We start from the raw sequence: 15,979 nt of genomic DNA on the forward strand, positions 1-15,979 counted from the left end.
CTCAGTTGCCGGCGGCGCCTTCGGGCTGCGGCTGCAGCCATTGGGCGGCCTGTTCGCGCAGCGCCTCGATCTGCTGGCGGACCAGCGCGAGCTCGGTGCGGAACAGCCGCGCGGCGTGGTCGCCGGCATCGCTTCCCTGGGGCAGTGCTTGCGGCAGCCCAAGATCCGCGGGCTCGGCGCCGGCTTCCGGTGGGCCGCCTTCCATGTACGACGCCAGTGCATCCAGCGCCGCCGCGGCACCCTCGGCCTCCGCGCGCAGCGCTTCCAGCTGCTGCGGTGCAGGCAGTGCCACGCGGTGCGCGCCGAGTGCCGAGAGGTAGCTCAGCAGCGCATGCGACTGGATCAGGAAGCGCAGCGCCGTGCCTGCGCGCGGCCGCACGAAGCCGGGTTCGCGGAACATCTCGAACACGGCGGTGGACAGCGTCGCATCGGCGTTGTGGGCGTTGCGCCGCGCGAGCCGGTAGGCCAGGTCGTCGCGTGCGCCCGAGCGGTACTGGTCCGCGATCTGCCGCAGGTAGTGCGCATGGTTGCGCAGCGCCGCCGCCGCCAGGTCGCTGAAGCGCCGCGCCTGCCAGTGCGGCAGCACCAGCAGCATCGCGAGCGCGGCAATCAGGCTGCCGATGGCGGTGTCGATCAGCCGCGGCAGCATCAGCATGTCGCTGTCGCCCACCTGGTTGAAGCACATCAGCACCAGCACCGTGACGGCGGCGGTCGCCAGCAGGTAGCGCGTCGCGCGCGTGGCGAAGAAGAACACGCCCGCGGCCACCGCCAGCAGCGACTGCGCCCAGTGCTGCGGAAAAAGCACCAGCAGGGCCCAGCCCGCCACCACGCCGATCGCCGTGCCCGCGACGCGCTGGCCGACGCGCGACACCGTGTCGCCCCAGGCCTGCTGGCAGACGAACAGCGTGGTCAGCAGGATCCAGTAGCCGCGCACCGGATGGATCAGCAGCATCACGCCGTAGCCGGCCACCAGCGCCACCGCCAGCCGCAGCGCGTGGCGGAACAGCGCCGAGCGCGGCGTGAACTGGCGCCGCACGCGTTCCACCATCTCGCGCGCTGAACGCGGCGAGCGGTCGAACAGGCCCATGTCGGCGCGCCCGGCGCGGGCCGAGGGCTCGGTGGCGCCGGCGAGCTGCCGCTCGAGCTGCGCCAGGTTCCACGCCATGGCCTCGACGGACCCGAGCAGTGCCTGCCGGCGCGGTTCGCGCGATGGCTGCGCGCGCTCGTGGTCGATGGCGCTGTGCAGCTCCGCGAGCGCGTGGCCGGTGGCGGGATCGGCGGCAAAGGGTTCGCGCCGCTCGACGGACACGGCGAGCCGCCGGCAGGCCTCGCCCTGCAGCGTCAGCACGCGCTGGCAGCGGTAGAGCAGGTCGCTGTGGAAGAAGGCATCGGCCAGCGCGTTGTAGTCGTCATGCGAGGAGGTCGCGCGCTCGTGCACGTCCTGCGCAATCAGGTAGAGGCCGCGGTAGCGCACGATGCGGCCCGTGGGCGCGCGCGTGCTGCCGATGCGCCGGAAGATGCCTTCCTTGGCCGCGTTGAGCCCGGCCACCACCTGCGTGTTGAGCTGCGCGAGCGACAGCCGCTTGCGCTCCATGTCGATGCCACGCAGCGGCTCGAAGAGCGAGGCCTTGAAGCACACGTAGTCGCCCAGCACGCGGAACAGCCCCGCCAGCTGCGCCTGCACCGGCTGCGCCGGAAAGAGCGTGCACCAGGCCACGGAGAACACGCCATACCAGGTGGCGCCCGCCAGCAGCCACAGGGCCTCGCCGAACCGGCCGGTGCCGCCCGGCGCGGCCGCGCCGCCGTCGATGCCCAGCATGGCGTAGATCGCCAGCGCGAGCGTCGCAAAGCCGACGGCCTTGTAGCGGGGCTCGATCGCGCCCAGCATCGTCAGCGCGAACGCGGCCAGCGCCAGCCCGGGGACGAAGAGCAGGGGGTGGTCGATCCACGACACCACCGCGAAGGCCGCCGCCGCGAAGCACCCCAGCGTGACGGCCTGCGCGCGCAGCCGGCCCCGGGCGCTGTCGTCGGTCTCGGCCAGTGCGCTTGCAATGGCACCGAGGAAAAGCGGCGTGATCGCTTCGGCATGTCCTCCGAGGCTGCCGATGGCCATCAGGCTGCCGAGCGTGAGCAACACCCGCAGCGGCTGGGCGCGGCCCGCCATCCAGCGAAGCCGCTGGTGGAAAAGATCGAGGGATAAAAGAGAAGCCATTGCCATCGTTTCGCACGATGCGTGCCAGCCGGACGGTCCGTGCCGCGGCCGCGGGATTGATTCAGCCCGCCTCAGGCCAGCGGTGCCGGGTGCCGCCCGCGCGCCGGTCGGCCTTCTCCACCACCACGCCCTGTGCGCTCAGCGCGCCGGCGCGCTGCTCGAGGTGCTGCAGGCACTGCAGGAACACGTCGAGCTGCGCGGGCGCGATGCCGGCGAGCAGATCGGTGTTGAGCGCCGCGATGCGCGGGAACACCCGCTCGAAGAGCTCCCGGCCCGAGGGGCTCAGCCGGATATGCACGCCGCGCCGGTCCTCCTCGTCCTGCCGGCGCGAGACCAGCTTCTTCTCGACCAGGCTGCGCAGGCCGCGCGAGGTGCGCACGCGGTCCAGCTGCAGGTGCGCGGCCAGCGCCGAGGAGCTCATCTCGCCATGCTGCGCGAGCGTGCCGATCATTCCCCACTCGCGCCGCGTGATGCCGAAGCCGCCTTCGACCAGGCGCGTGGCCATGCCGCTGGCGGTGCGCACCGCGCGCGAAAGCCGGTACAGCAGCAGCTCGTCCAGGGAGCGGGGCGCGCGCAGGGCGCTGGCGTCGGGAAAGGCTTGCATGCCTTGCGTGTCGTGCATCAGGTCGGGGCCGTCAAGGCGGTGTCGTTCGCGCGCCTCGCGCGGAAATGATGGATTAGATCAACTGTTTGTTGCGTGCGTATAACCATGTAACAAATGACACGGGAAGAAACGAATGTGGGCTGGCGATTGTCGCCGTGAGGTCCTGCGCGCGCCCGGTCGCCACCACTGCAAGCAGGAAGATCCGATGACCGCATTCCTTTCCCGGCGCAAGCTCACGGCATGGTGCCTGGCGCTCGCCGCCGGTGCCGCTCCCCTGGCCCACGCCCAGGCGCCCGCGCTCGATGGCGCGCTCACGCTCGTGGTCGGCTACACCGCCGGCGGCAGCACCGACCGCATCGCGCGCCTGGTCGCCGAGCGGCTGGGCCCCAAGCTGGGCGTGGCCGTCACGGTGGAGAACCGACCCGGCGAAGGCGGCCGGCTCGCGGCCAAGGAGCTCCGGCGCGCGCCCGCGTCGCAGAACGTGCTGATGCTCGGCAATCCCGCGGTGATGGTGGTGGCGCCGCTCGTCTTCAAGGACGCGGGTTACGACGCCGAGAAAGACTTCGTGCCGGTGTCGCAGGTCAGCAGCTACGACTTCGCGCTGGCCGTGGGCAACAAGCTCCAGCTCGACCGCGCGATGTTCCTGGTCGGCCGGCTCTGGGCGCATCCCGAAGAGGCCGTCTTCGGCGTGCCGGCCACCGGCAGCCTGCCGCACTTCTTCGGCCTGATGGTGGGCGACGCGCTGAGCGTGCAGCCGCAGATCAAGGGCTACGGCGGCTCGGCGCCGCTGTCGGCCGACCTGAGCGGCGGCAGCCTGCCGATTGCCATCGACACGCTCGACTCGCTCTACGGCCAGCACGTGGCCGGCAAGATCCGCATCCTGGCCGTGTCGGGCAAGCAGCGCGTGAGCTTCGCGCCGGGCATCCCCACCTTCCGCGAAGCCGGCATGAAGATCGATGCCGACGGCTGGAACACCTTCTTCGCCCCGGCCACGATGCCGCCGGCCAAGGTGCAGCTGCTGTCCACCAGGATCCGCGAAGTCATGCAGGACCCGGCGCTGCAGAAGGCTGCCAACGCCGCCTACATCACGCCCATCGTGAGCACGCAGGCCGAGACCGTGCAGATGCTCAAGGCCTTCCGCCAGCAGTGGGAGCCGGTGGTGCGGCGCTCGGGGTTTCAGCCCTGAGGGGGCGGTCGGCGTTGCCGATTGGCGCGGACTTTTTCTGGCCGCGGGTTTCTATCCGCTGTTCTTGAGTAGAGACGGGTGGCCGCTCACTTGAGCGGATGCCGGTCTCAGGTTTCTCCCGGCCGCCAGTCCGGGCTGAAGCCACCCAGGGCGGGGTGGTACATCTCGTCGCCATCGTGCTGGGTGAACTCGACGTTCAATCGGTCCTCGCGCAGGCCCAGCAGTTCGATGCAATGCGCGCACAAGGCTTTGGCTACCTCCATCCGAAGCTCGGCTGGCCGGCCGCGGCGGATGTCCAGCATCAGCAAGGAAACGGGCACAGGCGCCTTGCCCGCTTCGGCGACGCGCCAGATAGCGCCGGCGCCCAATTCCCGGATCGCTACGGATATTCGCCGAATATCAACGCTCATCATCGACGCATAGGTCTCGCACATCCGAGCCGCGAGCTGTTGCTTCAAATCCTCGGGATAGCTGTCGTTGACGTCGAGTTGCAGGTAAGGCACAGGATTTCCTTGGAAAATCTAAGGCTCGCATTCCGCCAGGGGATCAGCAGAAATGATAGGCCTCACGCTCGCGCCGACGGTACGCGAATGGGCGGTCAAGCTGGAGACCAGGCCGAAGTACCTTGTATCGTCGTGACACTACACCCCCCCCGAAGGAGTTCCCCGCCAATGACCTGGTCACTGTTCTATCGCTTCGACAACGAGGTGCCCACGGACTTTCACGAACTGCGCCAGTTCGGCAATTCGCTGTGGAGCGCGAACGGCAAGGTGAACACCATGGGGCACTCCATGGTCGCCGAGTTCGCAAGTGCCCAAGCCGCAAAGGATGCCCTCGCGCAGCGCGGCCACGAGATCGAGGCGCAGGGCTACAAACGGGTGCGCCAGGGCATGCACGATCCCGCTCGAATCGACTTCCCCTTGCTCACCAAAGAGATTCGCGAAGGTGCTCGCCGCGCCTTCCAGGCCATCCGCGCGGCCCATCCTGAGGAAACCATCCGCCTTTTCTCGCTCGGCAGCGATGACGGTGCGATGACCATCGTCCATGCCGCTGGCCATCTCGGTTTGGGCGCTCCAGGCGACATGGACGATGAAAGCGAGGTCTGGTGCTCCGCCGAGTGGCCCTACGCGGAGGGCGGTGAGTTCCTCGACATCGCCTACCGCATGATCCTGCCATGCCACCGCAGCGACCTGCCTTGCGAGGTTGAATTCGACGTCCTGTACGCAGGCCTGTTCGAGGCTTGCATTGCCGCCATGGAACAACTCGATCGTGAAGGCTTCTTCGGCACCGGCGACGCGCGTGAAGAGGTTGTGCTGCTATGCCAGATCGAAGGCAACGAGGATATGGAAGGCTCGATCGGCCGACTCAACACTTCTCGCGTGGTGGGCCGGCTCGAACGCTGGATCAAGCTCTGCGAATGAGCTGCGATTGGAATCGCCTTCAAGGCACCCAGCCGTTGAGCTTCGATCGCGCCCTCGTCAGAAGGCGCTCTTGACGACACCGCCGTCGACGCGCAGGGCCGCACCCGTGGTCGCCGACGCGAGCGGACTTGCCACGTAGGCCACGAGCGAGGCCACCTCCTGCGGCGAAGCGAAGCGCTTGATCAGCGAGGTCGGGCGGACGTGGTCGAAGAACTCTGCCTCGACCTGCTCGAAGCTCTTGTCGCTCGAGCGCGCCATGCCTTCCACGAAGTCGCCGACGCCGCGTGATCTGGTCGGGCCCGGAAGTACGCTGTTCACCGTGATGTGGGTGCCGGCGAGCGATTCCGCAAGGCCGCGCGACACCGCGAGTTGCGCGGTCTTCGTCATGCCGTAGTGAATCATCTCGGTCGGGATCTGCACCGCGCTTTCACTGGAGATGAAGATGATCCGGCCCCAGTTTGTGCGCTTCATCTCCGGCAGCACCAGGCGCGCGAGACGAACGCCGCTCAGCACGTTGATATCGAAGAAGCGCTGCCAGTCTTCATCGGGAATATCTTCGAAGGCCTTGGCCTCGAAGATGCCCAGGTTGTTCACGAGGATGCCGATGCCGGGGTGGCGACGCACGGCTTCCTCGGCAGCGTCGGCCCGGCTGAGGTCCCCGGCATAACCGAGCACCGTGCCTTGCGTTTCCGAGCGGATGCGGTCCACCGCCTCGTCGACCGCCGGCTGCGATCTGCCGTTCACGATCACGCTTGCGCCCTCCTGGGCCAGCGTGCGCGCAATTGCAAAGCCGATGCCGGCGGTGCTTCCGCTCACCAGGGCGAGCTTTCCATCGAGTTGCAAGTCCATCTTGGTTCTCCAGGTTTGGCAGCTTTTCCGCTAGCCCAGGAAATTGATCAATGCCGGAATGACCTGCTCTGGCGCCTCTTCCATCAACCAATGCCCGGAGCCTTTGACGAGGACGCCCTGCACGTTGGTCGCAACCATCTTTCCCTGCTCGATCAGGAAGGTTCCACCGGCTTTTTCACCGGAGAGCACCAGCATCGGCATGGGCAGCGGCGTCTTGCCGAGTTCGGCGAACTCGGCTGCATCCTGCTCGAAAGCCTTGAAATATTCAAACCCTGCACGCATGCCTCCGGGTTGTGCATAGGCCCTGGCATAGAACTGGCGGTCGGCTTCGGGCACCGAGTGCTTGGAGTCGGCCGCAAAGTCGTTCCAGAAGTGCTCGAAATAGATGCGCTCGCGTCCTTTCACGAGCGCCAGCGGCGTCGCACCGTGGAAATGGAAATGCCACAGGTCGCGCAGGAGCCAGACGTTTTGCCATTCGCCGATGCCGGGCAGGAAGGCGTCCATGAGCACCACCTTGTCGGTTTCCGAAGGAAACTGCGCGGCATATGCGTAGGCCACCATCAGGCCGATGTCGTGGCCGACGATGCTGACGCTGCGAATGCCGAGCGAGCGCACAAGCTCGTGGATGTCGACAGCCATGTTCTTCTTGCCATAGCCCGTCTCGGGCTTCGAGGAATCGCCGGCACCCCGAAGATCGGGCACGACCACGGTGTGCGTCTTGGCCAGAAGCGGCATCAGCGGGTTCCACATGTGCCCGGTCTCGGCATAGCCGTGCAGCAGCACGACGGTCGGCCCGCTGCCGCCGATGCGGTAGTGGATGCGGGTGCCGTTCACCTCCGCGCTGCCCGAGCGGAAGCCCGGCACCGCGTCGGCGGCGGGTGCCGCATGTGCGGCGCGGCCCATGGCCAAGGCGGCGCCCACGGCGACGGCGCCGCCAAGCAGGGCGCGGCGGGTGGGCGCAGAGGGGGCGGCGGAGCTGAGATCGGTGTCGGTCATGGGGGTTTTCCTTTCTGTCGGTTTTGGGGTGAGGTGAATTTATGATTCAGCTTCACTTCCAGAAAGAGCCCAAAAGTGGTTTACTCATTCAGCTTTTATGAATGATTGGAAGTGGGCCCATGGACCGATTGCGTGCGTACGAGGTGTTTGTCACCGTGGTGGCGCGGGGCAGCTTCACGAAGGCGGCCGACGCGCTGGACACCTCGCCGGCCAACGTGACGCGCTACGTCAATGAGCTTGAAGCCCACCTGCGCACGCGGCTCATGAACCGCACATCGCGCCGCCTGTCGCTCACCGAAGGGGGCGAAGCGCTCTTCGACCGGGCGAAATCGATCCTCGAAGAGGTGGCGGAGACCGAGGCCCTGGCGACCACCGCGTCATTGCAGCCGCGCGGGCGCCTGCGCATCAACGCGCCGCTGAGCTTCGGCAGCCTCGTGCTGGCGCCGCTGTGGCCGAAGTTCATGGCGAAGTACCCCGACGTCGAGCTCGACATCGCGCTCATCGACCGCGTGGTCGACATCGTCGAAGAGGGCTACGACCTGGCCATCCGCATCTCGCGCACCACCTCGGGCAACCATATCGCGCGCCGCCTGGGCCGCTCGCAGAACCTGGTCTGTGCCTCGCCCGGCTACCTTGCGGCCCATGGCATGCCCGAGACGCCGGCGGACCTTTCGCGGCATCCGTGCCTGGGCTACACCTACGGTGCGACTTCGGACGAATGGCAGTTTGCCGGCCCCGGCGGAACACTGGAATCCGTGCGCGTGCGCTGGGCCTTGCGCGCCAACAATGGCGAAACCGCGCGCGCCGCGGCGCTCGCTGGTGCCGGCGTCATCTGGCAGCCGAGCTTCGTGATTGGCGAGGATGTGCGGGCTGGTCGATTGGTCGAGGTCATGCCTGGTTATCACATGCCGCCCGTCGACATCCTGGCAATCTATGCAAGCCGTCGACATCTCAGTGCCAAGGTGCGGATGATGGTCGACTTCCTGGTCGATGCTTTTCAAGACTCGCCGCTGGTGACAGGCGGGATGACGGCGGTGGGCAAGTGAGTCTGCGCCGATCCAGACCGGTCATCCGGGGAACTGCACCAACGGGCCGCCAGGCTTGTTGGCACCCGGCGGTACGAAAGCGGGCGCCGGGTCGCCACCGCGGCCCAGCGAGCGGGTGTAGGCGTAGATGGCCTTCAAGTCCGCGTCCGTCATCGGGCGCACGTTGAACCATGGCATGGGCGGGCGGGGTGTCATGGTGCGAGCATGCTTCACCCACTGCTGCTTGCTCATGTCGGCCATGAACAAGCGCAGGTTGACCGGATACGTCGTGCCCCAAGGGCCGGACCAGCCCAGGGCGTCGCCCGTCAACCACAGCTTTTCATCCACCTCACCGTTCTTTGCGGCGTAGCCGGGCGTGTGGCAATCATTGCAGCCCGCGACCATCACCAGGTAGCGGCCGCGCTGGATCTCGCCCTTGTCTGCCTTCTGGCTGCTGGCTGTTTGCGCCCCTGCCAGGGCTGAGGACAGGAGGACGGTCAACACGGCGGTGGCGCGCGCGACGCGGCGAACCGGGCGAGCCATCAGGGCGGCATGTGGACTCATGCGATTCTTCATTGGCTGGCCCCCGGTTTGGCGTTCATGCCGAAGCAGGCATGGCACCACGGTAGCGATCGGTTCCGGACCGCGCATGGGCGCTTTGTCCTATTTCTGCCCAGGCGTTTTGTCATGGGTGGCTAACCACGCGCTGGCGCGACGATGCCGCGGCACCCACCCAAAAGCCGATGCACCGGAGGTCCTCGAGCCTGGCGGCTCGGAGTCGGCCTCCATCATGGCGAGCTTCGAGCTCACGGGCGAACAATATACCGGCGGCCATCGCGCTGCGATGCGCACTAGGAGCACGGACGTCGAAGGCGTACTGCCCAATCCCGCACCCGGTCTCTTGGTCAGGCTCTCGAGGTAGATGGTGGGCGGCCGAATCGACCGGCGGCTTTCTGGAGAACTGAAAGACTGGGCCAGGCCCACTGCGGTCCTGCTGAATACTCCGAAGCGGTCGTTCCATCAGGCGCTCATGCGGCTGCGCTTTCATTTTTGAGGCCGGTCTCGCACTGGTAAAGCGCTGCTACGTAGCCACTTTGTAGAGCCCGTTCGCCGACTTGAATGAATCCTCGTCTCTCGTAGTAGCGGCAAAGGGCGAAGTTCTTCTCATCGCAGTCCAGCCGAAGATACTGCCGGCCCTGCCGGGCTGCCTCCTGAACAGTCCAAGTCAGAACGTTCGCGCCTACAGCTTTGCCGTGAGCGCTTTCCTTGACGGCGAGCCCGTGCATGTAGGCCGCCACCGGCGGCTGCTTCCCCCAATAGTGCTCATCGTCCCACTGGAGGCGGAAGGTGCCGACGACATCGCAGTCGCTCAGGACGACGTACATTTCGTCTCTGTTGATTTGCTCCAGCACCTCTTGCTCGCTTGGACCGCGGCTGCCCCAGGCGAAATCGCCGCGCTGAAGTTTGTATTTCGTCGCGTCCGTCAACACGGAGACGATTTCAGCCGCATAGCCCACTGTCGCTTTGACTACCTGCATTTCAGTGTTTCTTTGCATCAACTTCACGTTACTCCTCCCCACCAAGTTCGCTGTCATTTAGCCCCGCCTCTCGAAGGCCTTCAGTTGGCCGTGAGGAGGCGTCTTGGTGATCGTCCTCATGCCGCGAACTCAGCAGTGCTGAACGAGCGTTGTGAACGCGTTCTTCGCCGGGTCATGAAAAACATACACCGCCGCCTCGTCATGAAAGTAGTCGGCGACAGGAAACTGCCCCAAGAAGACCAAAGGGCCAGCATCTCCGATGGGCCACGCTGGAGACTGCAACCAGCGCGGGGGCTGCTTGGCGTACTTGAACAGCTCCAAGATTCTCTGGCGCAGCCATGCCTTTCTCTGTTTGGAAGGTAGACATGGCGCGGCAGCGAGTAACGAGGCAAGGAACTTGACGTCCGCGTCCAGCCAGCGCGGCTGGGCATCGAGCAGCAGCGCATATTCCGCCGTTGCGGCCCCGTCCAGCGTTGTCGTCATTCCGTGCTTCTGGAGCAACGAGACCAACACGTCCTTTGCGCTGAGCACGTGGCCTGGGTCGCTGAGGTCGATTCCAATCAGGTAGTGGAACAGCGTTGTCCCCGTTTGGCAAAATCGGGGAGCGCTCTCTGCCGAGAGCAATGTTTCAATCTCCGGATCGGTGTAGAGCTGTTGCTCGAACTCAGGCACCGGGGTTTTGCCAGAGGCGAAGTCGCTCAGTCGTTGCAGGGCTTCAGTTGATGGAGGCATTTTCGAAGGCTTCTAGATTGGCATGCGCCGCGAACGACCGGTCTCGCGGAATTGGTGGCAATTGGCTGAATGACTGCATATGGCCGGCTGAAGCACGTTACTGGAGAACAGCATCTTGCTTTTCCTCAGCAGAGGCGGCCAGGGCCTCCTCGAGTATTTGGAACACGTCGCCTCCGGTGCTCGACACGAAGTAGTTGCCAAGGCTCGCCGTTACTCCGACTGCCATCAGCGCTCCTCGTGAACCGGCATCGCGTCTTGCGTCGCCTTCTATGACTGCGATCGGGTGCATTCTGCCTCGGAGCCGTACGGCCGGTTCTGGCCGACCGTAGCCGGTCGCAACGTCCAGAGCTTCAGGCCCATGCCGTCCTTCGAATCCGCAAGGCACTAATGCCTTCTTGTGCTCGACGGAGCGCGCAGGCCGCAGAGCTGCGCACGCCACTTGTCGCAATTCGCTCTCTAGGCGGCCCGTCTTGCAGTGTCTGCGTCAGCATTGGAAATTGTTCCTGGTGGCAAGTGATTTCGAAAGCGAGAAGACCATCAGAACTGGCGGCGACAAGTTGACGCAGCCTTCCAGGTCAGCTCGCCGGCAAAGGCGCAGCGTTGACCGCCAGCTGCGCGGCGAACGCCCGCTGGTAGGCCGGCCGCGCTTCGCCGCGAGCGACATAGGCGGCCAGGCTGGGAAACTCGTTCAGCAGGCCCGAGGGCCGAAGCCGCAGCAGCACCGACACCATCAGCAGGTCGCCCGCGCTGAAGCCGCCGTCGAGCCATTCGGCATCGCCGAGGCGCGCGGACAGCTGGTTCATTCGGGCGCGCACCCGGTCTTCCACGAGGGGCATGCGCTCGGCCTTCCAGGGCTTGTCGCCCTCCATCAGCCTGACCGTGACGAGTTCGAGGATGGGAAGCTCGACCGTGTTGAGCGCCGCGAACATCCACGTGATGGCGCGCGCCCTTGCGTTGGCATCGGCGGGGAACAGGCCCGGGTGGCGCTCTGCGATGTGCATCACGATGGCGCCGGTCTCGAACAGCGCGAGCTCGCCTTCCTCATAGGTGGGGATCTGGCCGAAGGGATTCAGCGCCAGATGCGCGGCCTCCTTCATCGCGCGGAAGGACACCAGGCGCACCTGGTAGGGCAGGCCGGCTTCTTCCAGCGCCCAGCGCACGCGCGTGTCGCGCGCCAGGCCCTTGCCGCCATCGGGCGAGCGTTCGAAGGCGGTGATGGTGATGGTCATGGTGAGTGTCCTTTCGGCGTACGGCAGGAAGCGCCGGCGCCATTTTGAGCAAGGCCGGTCAGATAGTTCATGGCGCGGCAAACGTGGCTTTCACGGTAAATTGTGCTCAAAACCACAGGAGACCGCATGCCTGCCATTCCGCACTTCAACCGCTTCGCCTTGCGAGCCGCCTTGTACTCCTGCCTCGCGATGCTCGCCCTGTCGAGCCGGGCCGCCGACTACCCGGCGCCGAAGGAGGGCAGCTGGATCGCCAAGGACTTTCGCTTTCACACCGGCCAGGTCATGCCGGAACTGCGCCTGAACTACGTCACCATTGGCGCGCCCAGCGGCGAGCCGGTGCTGGTCCTGCATGGAACCGCCGGCTCGGCGGCAAGCATGCTGACGCCCGCATTTGCCGGCGAGCTGTTCGGCGTGGGCCAGCCGCTGGATGCCACCCGCTACTACATCATCATTCCCGATGGCCTGGGAACCGGCAAGTCGGCCCGCCCCTCGGATGGCCTGCGCGCCAACTTTCCCCGCTACAACTACGACGACATGGTGGATGCACAGTACCGGCTCGTCACCGAACACCTTGGCGTCAAGCACCTCCGGGCGATCATCGGCAATTCGATGGGGGGCATGCATGCCTGGATGTGGGGCGTGAAGCACCCTGACGCCATGGACGCGCTGGTGCCGATGGCGTGCCAGCCCACCGAGATGTCCAGCCGCAACTGGATGATGCGCCGGCTGCTGACCGAGTCCATCCGCAGGGATCCGGAGTGGAACAACGGCAACTACACCACCCAGCCTCGCAGCGCCCAGTTGGCCTCCGTGTTCTTCGCCACCGCCACCAGCGGCGGCAACCTGGCGATGTACAAGGCCGCGCCGACGCGTGCCCAGGCCGACAAGCTGCTGGAGACGCGCCTGGGTGCGCCCTTCACTGCGGATGCAAACGACATCCTCTACCAATGGGAGGCGTCCGCCGACTACAACCCGTCCCCCGGGCTGGAGCGCATCCAGGCGGCCGTGCTTGCCATCAACGCGGCCGATGATGAGCGCAACCCGCCTGAGACCGGCATCATGGAACGCGAAATGAAGCGCGTGAAGAATGGCCGCTACTACCTGATCCCGTCCAGCGACCGGACCACCGGCCACGGAACCACGGGCCAGGCAACATGGTGGAAGGCGCAGCTTGCGGAGCTGCTGCAAAAGGCGCCAAGGCAAGGGCTGTAGAAAACCGGCAGGCCCACCGGCGTTGACGCAGCCATCGGCCGAGGCATAGCATCGGCCTGCACGGCACTCTTGCATGCGCCCGGCCGTGCGGAGGGATTGCCATGAGCACCACGTCCTCGACCTTCGTCGCCACCGACGGCGATGGCTATGAACGGCTGATGGGCCGCTGGAGCCGCCTTCTTGCGCTGCCTTTCCTCGACTTTGTCGCCACCGCGGACGGCGACCGCATCCTCGACGTCGGATGCGGCACCGGCCACCTGACTTTCGCCGTGGCCCGCCGCACCGGCGCCGGCGAAATGCGGGGCGTGGACATCGCGCTGCCCTACATCGAGCATGCCAGGCGCCACAACGAGGATGCGCGCATCGTCTTCGAGGTGGGCGATGCCTGTTCGCTGCCGTATCCGGCGCAAAGCTTCGACCGCGTGCTCTCGCTGCTGGTGCTGCACTTCGTGCCGGAGCCGGGCAAGGCCATTGCCGAGATGCGCCGCGTCGCCCGGCCCGGCGCGGTGGTCGGTGCGGCGGTGTGGGACGCGCGCGGCGGCTGGGTCTCCAACCGCATGTTCTTCGACACCGCCGCCATGCTCGACCCCGAGGCCGGCGCCCGCCGCGCCCGCAACTACACGCGGCCCCTCACGCGGCCCGGTGAACTGGCCCGGGCCTGGCGCGACGCGGGGTTCAAGGGCGTGGAAGAAACGACGCTCGCCATCCGCATGGAGTTTGCCTCGTTCGCCGACTACTGGGCGCCCTTCGAGGGCAAGGACGGGCCCGGCGCGGAATACGTCGCGACGCTCGATGCGGATGCGCGCTCCAGGCTGCGCGAGGCGGTCGAGGCGGCCTACCTCGACGGCGAAGCCGATGGCGCGCGCTCCTATGCCGCGCTCGCGTGGGCCGTCAAGGGCACGGCGCCGGCGTAGCCGCAGCGGCCGCGCTCCATTGTTGGGCGCCGCCTATTTCCTTGCGACAACTTGTCCAAGAACTATCCGCCCTTCCTGGAGATTTCGCCCCTGATTTTGTGCCATCGCCTGAAAGTCGGCCCCGAGGAGCAGATGGAATCCAAGCGGCGGAAAGCCTTCCTTGCGGATCTTCTCGGCCAGGGACACAAACCACGTGCGCGCTGCCTCGGTCGTGTCCATCCAGTCGGAAATCGTGAATCCAGCGTTCTCGAGAAGCCTGCGCAACTCGTCCGGCTGCACGAGGAAGCTCGTATCCGGCGTGCGCGCCCACGGGACGGGAAACAGGACCGGTCCGGAAGGGCCGGCCAATACGTCGTAGATGGCGAGCGTGCCGCCCGGCTTCAGAACCCGGTGCATCTCCTTGTACAGCCGGAGTTTGTCTGGAATGTTCATGGCCACGTGCTCCGTCCAGACGACGTCGAACACGCCGTCATCAAACGGCAGGTGGGTGGCATCACCCTGGCGATAATCGACCAGGTCCGCCAGGCCGACCTTGGCAGAGAGCATTGCAGCGGCGCGGCAGTATTCGTCTGTGAGGTCAATGCCGGTGACGTGGCAACCGAACTCCCTTGCAAGGCAGCGCGAAGTTCCGCCAACACCGCTGCCGACATCGAGCACACGCTTGTTCGCATCGAGACCCGCGGCCCGGGCGAGCTCCAGCGTCGCAGCCCGGCCCCGGATATGAAACTCGTCGACAGGTGCCAAGTCTTCCGGCGTGAGGCGGTCCAGGTCTTTGCCCGCCTTTTCCAGGGCCGCCAGAATGACGCTTCCCACATCCGGGCGGCCGTAATGCGCCTGGATGGCTTGGTTGACTCGATTCGGCATAGAAAGCCTCCAGTACCTGTTGGCGTTGTCCAGCGAATGAAAGGGACCTTTGCGTCCCGAACCGCGTGGCGGCGAACGGCGACAAGGCTGCTGATCCCGAGCCTGCGTCGACGTTGCCATGCAGCATCTTGCGCCACCTCACGCCGCGCTGCAACGGCTCGCGCTCACTGCGCGAGGCGGATGTTCGCGTCCTTGATGATCTTCGCGTAGATGGCCGCATCGGCGCGCACCACCTTCTGGAACGCTTCGGGCTTGCCGCCGGCCACCTGCAGGCCCAGCGCCTCGATCTTGGCGCTCACGTCGGGCAGGTGCACGATGCGGTCGATCTCGTCGGACAGCTTCTGCACCACCGGCGCGGGCGTGGCGGCGGGCAGGAACACGCCGAACCAGCCGTAGGGGTCGAAGGAGTGAAAGCCCAGCTCGGCGAAGGTGGGCACGTCGGGCAGGCCGGGCATGCGCTGCGTGCCGGTCACGGCCAGCGGGCGCATCGACTTGAGGTGCGGCCGCGCGGTGGCGCTGTCGATGAAGGCCGAGGCGAGCTGGCCGCCCACCAGGTTGGTGACCAGTGGCGCGGCGCCCTGGAACGGCACGTGCACCAGGTCGATGCCGGCCTGCATGTTCAACAGCGCGCCCTGGATGTGCGACGAAGTGCCGGCGCCGTAGCTGCCGAAGTTGTACTTGCCGGGGCTCTGCTTCACCATCGCGATGAAGTCCTTGAGGTTCTTTGCGGGCGAATCGAGCGGCACGGCCAGCATGCTGGGGCTGCGCGCAATCATGGTGACGGGCGCGAAGTCCTTCAGTGGGTCGTAGGCGAGCTTGTCCATGAGCGGCGGCTGCTGGATCAGCGCGGTGATGGCGATGAGCAGCGTGTGGCCGTCGGCCGGCGCCTTGGCGACGAAGCCGTTGCCGATGGTGCCGCCGGCGCCGGGGCGGTTCTCCACCAGCACAGTCTGCCCCCAGGCTTCCTGCAGCTTCTGGCCGATGGTGCGCGCCAGCGCGTCGGTGGCGCCGCCGGCGGGGTAGGGCACGATCAGCTTGAGCGGCTGGCTCGGATAGGCGGAGTGCGCGGCCGTTTGCGTGGCTGTTTGTGCCAAGGCCGGCGCGCTGAGCAGAAGCGCCAGGCCTGCGGCCGCGCAGAGCCTTCGTACCAGCATCGATGTCGTCTTCATGGGCTTGTCTCCTCTTCGGGGGTGGAAT

The 15,979-nt window shown here is 66.4% G+C and carries 16 protein-coding genes; 5 read left to right on the top strand and 11 right to left on the bottom strand.

Annotation, left to right across the window (positions count from 1 at the left end; translation table 11 throughout):
* Position 1: 1 nt before the first annotated feature.
* Both yccS and AC1DSC_RS16495 read right to left on the bottom strand, forming a co-directional pair.
* The gene (gene yccS / locus AC1DSC_RS16490; RefSeq protein WP_015865844.1) at positions 2 to 2,164 is read right to left on the bottom strand and encodes a YccS family putative transporter; all 2,163 of its coding nucleotides are present in this window, start codon (positions 2,162 to 2,164) and stop codon (positions 2 to 4) included.
* Positions 2,165 to 2,273: 109 nt separating this feature from the next.
* Positions 2,274 to 2,816, bottom strand: a complete 543-nt coding sequence (locus AC1DSC_RS16495; RefSeq protein WP_478131826.1) for a MarR family winged helix-turn-helix transcriptional regulator — start codon at positions 2,814 to 2,816, stop codon at positions 2,274 to 2,276.
* Positions 2,817 to 3,021: 205 nt separating this feature from the next.
* On the opposite strand from AC1DSC_RS16495, the gene AC1DSC_RS16500 reads away from it, so the two are divergent.
* Positions 3,022 to 4,002: a tripartite tricarboxylate transporter substrate-binding protein gene (locus AC1DSC_RS16500; protein WP_015865842.1), complete on the top strand. Its 981-nt coding sequence runs from the start codon at positions 3,022 to 3,024 to the stop codon at positions 4,000 to 4,002.
* A gap of 107 nt (positions 4,003 to 4,109) precedes the next feature.
* On the opposite strand, the gene AC1DSC_RS16505 is transcribed toward AC1DSC_RS16500, so the two are convergent.
* A complete protein-coding gene (locus AC1DSC_RS16505; RefSeq protein ID WP_015865841.1) occupies positions 4,110 to 4,505 on the bottom strand; it encodes a tautomerase family protein in 396 nt (131 codons plus the stop codon).
* Between the two features lie 168 nt (positions 4,506 to 4,673).
* On the opposite strand from AC1DSC_RS16505, the gene AC1DSC_RS16510 reads away from it, so the two are divergent.
* Positions 4,674 to 5,423, top strand: a complete 750-nt coding sequence (locus AC1DSC_RS16510; RefSeq protein ID WP_478079806.1) for a DUF4303 domain-containing protein — start codon at positions 4,674 to 4,676, stop codon at positions 5,421 to 5,423.
* 57 nt (positions 5,424 to 5,480) lie between these two features.
* Here AC1DSC_RS16510 and AC1DSC_RS16515 read toward each other — a convergent pair whose 3' ends face one another.
* Both AC1DSC_RS16515 and AC1DSC_RS16520 read right to left on the bottom strand, forming a co-directional pair.
* Positions 5,481 to 6,272: an SDR family NAD(P)-dependent oxidoreductase gene (locus AC1DSC_RS16515; protein WP_018904913.1), complete on the bottom strand. Its 792-nt coding sequence runs from the start codon at positions 6,270 to 6,272 to the stop codon at positions 5,481 to 5,483.
* 30 nt (positions 6,273 to 6,302) lie between these two features.
* Positions 6,303 to 7,268 (bottom strand): alpha/beta fold hydrolase, encoded by a 966-nt coding sequence (locus tag AC1DSC_RS16520; RefSeq protein ID WP_015865838.1) that lies wholly within the window; start codon positions 7,266 to 7,268, stop codon positions 6,303 to 6,305.
* Positions 7,269 to 7,387: 119 nt separating this feature from the next.
* On the opposite strand from AC1DSC_RS16520, the gene AC1DSC_RS16525 reads away from it, so the two are divergent.
* Positions 7,388 to 8,314, top strand: a complete 927-nt coding sequence (locus AC1DSC_RS16525; RefSeq protein ID WP_015865837.1) for a LysR family transcriptional regulator — start codon at positions 7,388 to 7,390, stop codon at positions 8,312 to 8,314.
* A gap of 21 nt (positions 8,315 to 8,335) precedes the next feature.
* Here AC1DSC_RS16525 and AC1DSC_RS16530 read toward each other — a convergent pair whose 3' ends face one another.
* The 4 genes from AC1DSC_RS16530 to AC1DSC_RS16545 form a co-directional block, all read right to left on the bottom strand.
* Positions 8,336 to 8,869 (bottom strand): c-type cytochrome, encoded by a 534-nt coding sequence (locus AC1DSC_RS16530; RefSeq protein ID WP_244883582.1) that lies wholly within the window; start codon positions 8,867 to 8,869, stop codon positions 8,336 to 8,338.
* 452 nt (positions 8,870 to 9,321) lie between these two features.
* Entirely contained in the window at positions 9,322 to 9,831 is a 510-nt protein-coding gene (locus AC1DSC_RS16535) for a GNAT family N-acetyltransferase (RefSeq protein WP_049826197.1), read from the bottom strand.
* Between the two features lie 129 nt (positions 9,832 to 9,960).
* On the bottom strand, positions 9,961 to 10,563 hold the full coding sequence (locus AC1DSC_RS16540) for a hypothetical protein (protein ID WP_015865833.1): 603 nt from the start codon (positions 10,561 to 10,563) through the stop codon (positions 9,961 to 9,963).
* A 575-nt stretch (positions 10,564 to 11,138) separates the two neighbouring features.
* Positions 11,139 to 11,792: a glutathione S-transferase family protein gene (locus AC1DSC_RS16545; protein WP_015865831.1), complete on the bottom strand. Its 654-nt coding sequence runs from the start codon at positions 11,790 to 11,792 to the stop codon at positions 11,139 to 11,141.
* Positions 11,793 to 11,918: 126 nt separating this feature from the next.
* Here AC1DSC_RS16545 and AC1DSC_RS16550 point away from each other — a divergent pair, with 126 nt between their 5' ends.
* Entirely contained in the window at positions 11,919 to 13,004 is a 1,086-nt protein-coding gene (locus AC1DSC_RS16550; RefSeq protein WP_015865830.1) for an alpha/beta fold hydrolase, read from the top strand.
* A 101-nt stretch (positions 13,005 to 13,105) separates the two neighbouring features.
* Positions 13,106 to 13,918: a class I SAM-dependent methyltransferase gene (locus tag AC1DSC_RS16555; RefSeq protein ID WP_015865829.1), complete on the top strand. Its 813-nt coding sequence runs from the start codon at positions 13,106 to 13,108 to the stop codon at positions 13,916 to 13,918.
* Between the two features lie 33 nt (positions 13,919 to 13,951).
* On the opposite strand, the gene AC1DSC_RS16560 is transcribed toward AC1DSC_RS16555, so the two are convergent.
* Together AC1DSC_RS16560 and AC1DSC_RS16565 are read right to left on the bottom strand one after the other, a co-directional pair.
* A complete protein-coding gene (locus AC1DSC_RS16560) occupies positions 13,952 to 14,782 on the bottom strand; it encodes a methyltransferase domain-containing protein (RefSeq protein WP_015865828.1) in 831 nt (276 codons plus the stop codon).
* 164 nt (positions 14,783 to 14,946) lie between these two features.
* A complete protein-coding gene (locus AC1DSC_RS16565) occupies positions 14,947 to 15,951 on the bottom strand; it encodes a Bug family tripartite tricarboxylate transporter substrate binding protein (RefSeq protein ID WP_015865827.1) in 1,005 nt (334 codons plus the stop codon).
* Between the last annotated feature and the right edge of the window lie 28 nt (positions 15,952 to 15,979).

This window comes from Variovorax sp. 01N425, from assembly GCF_056399465.1.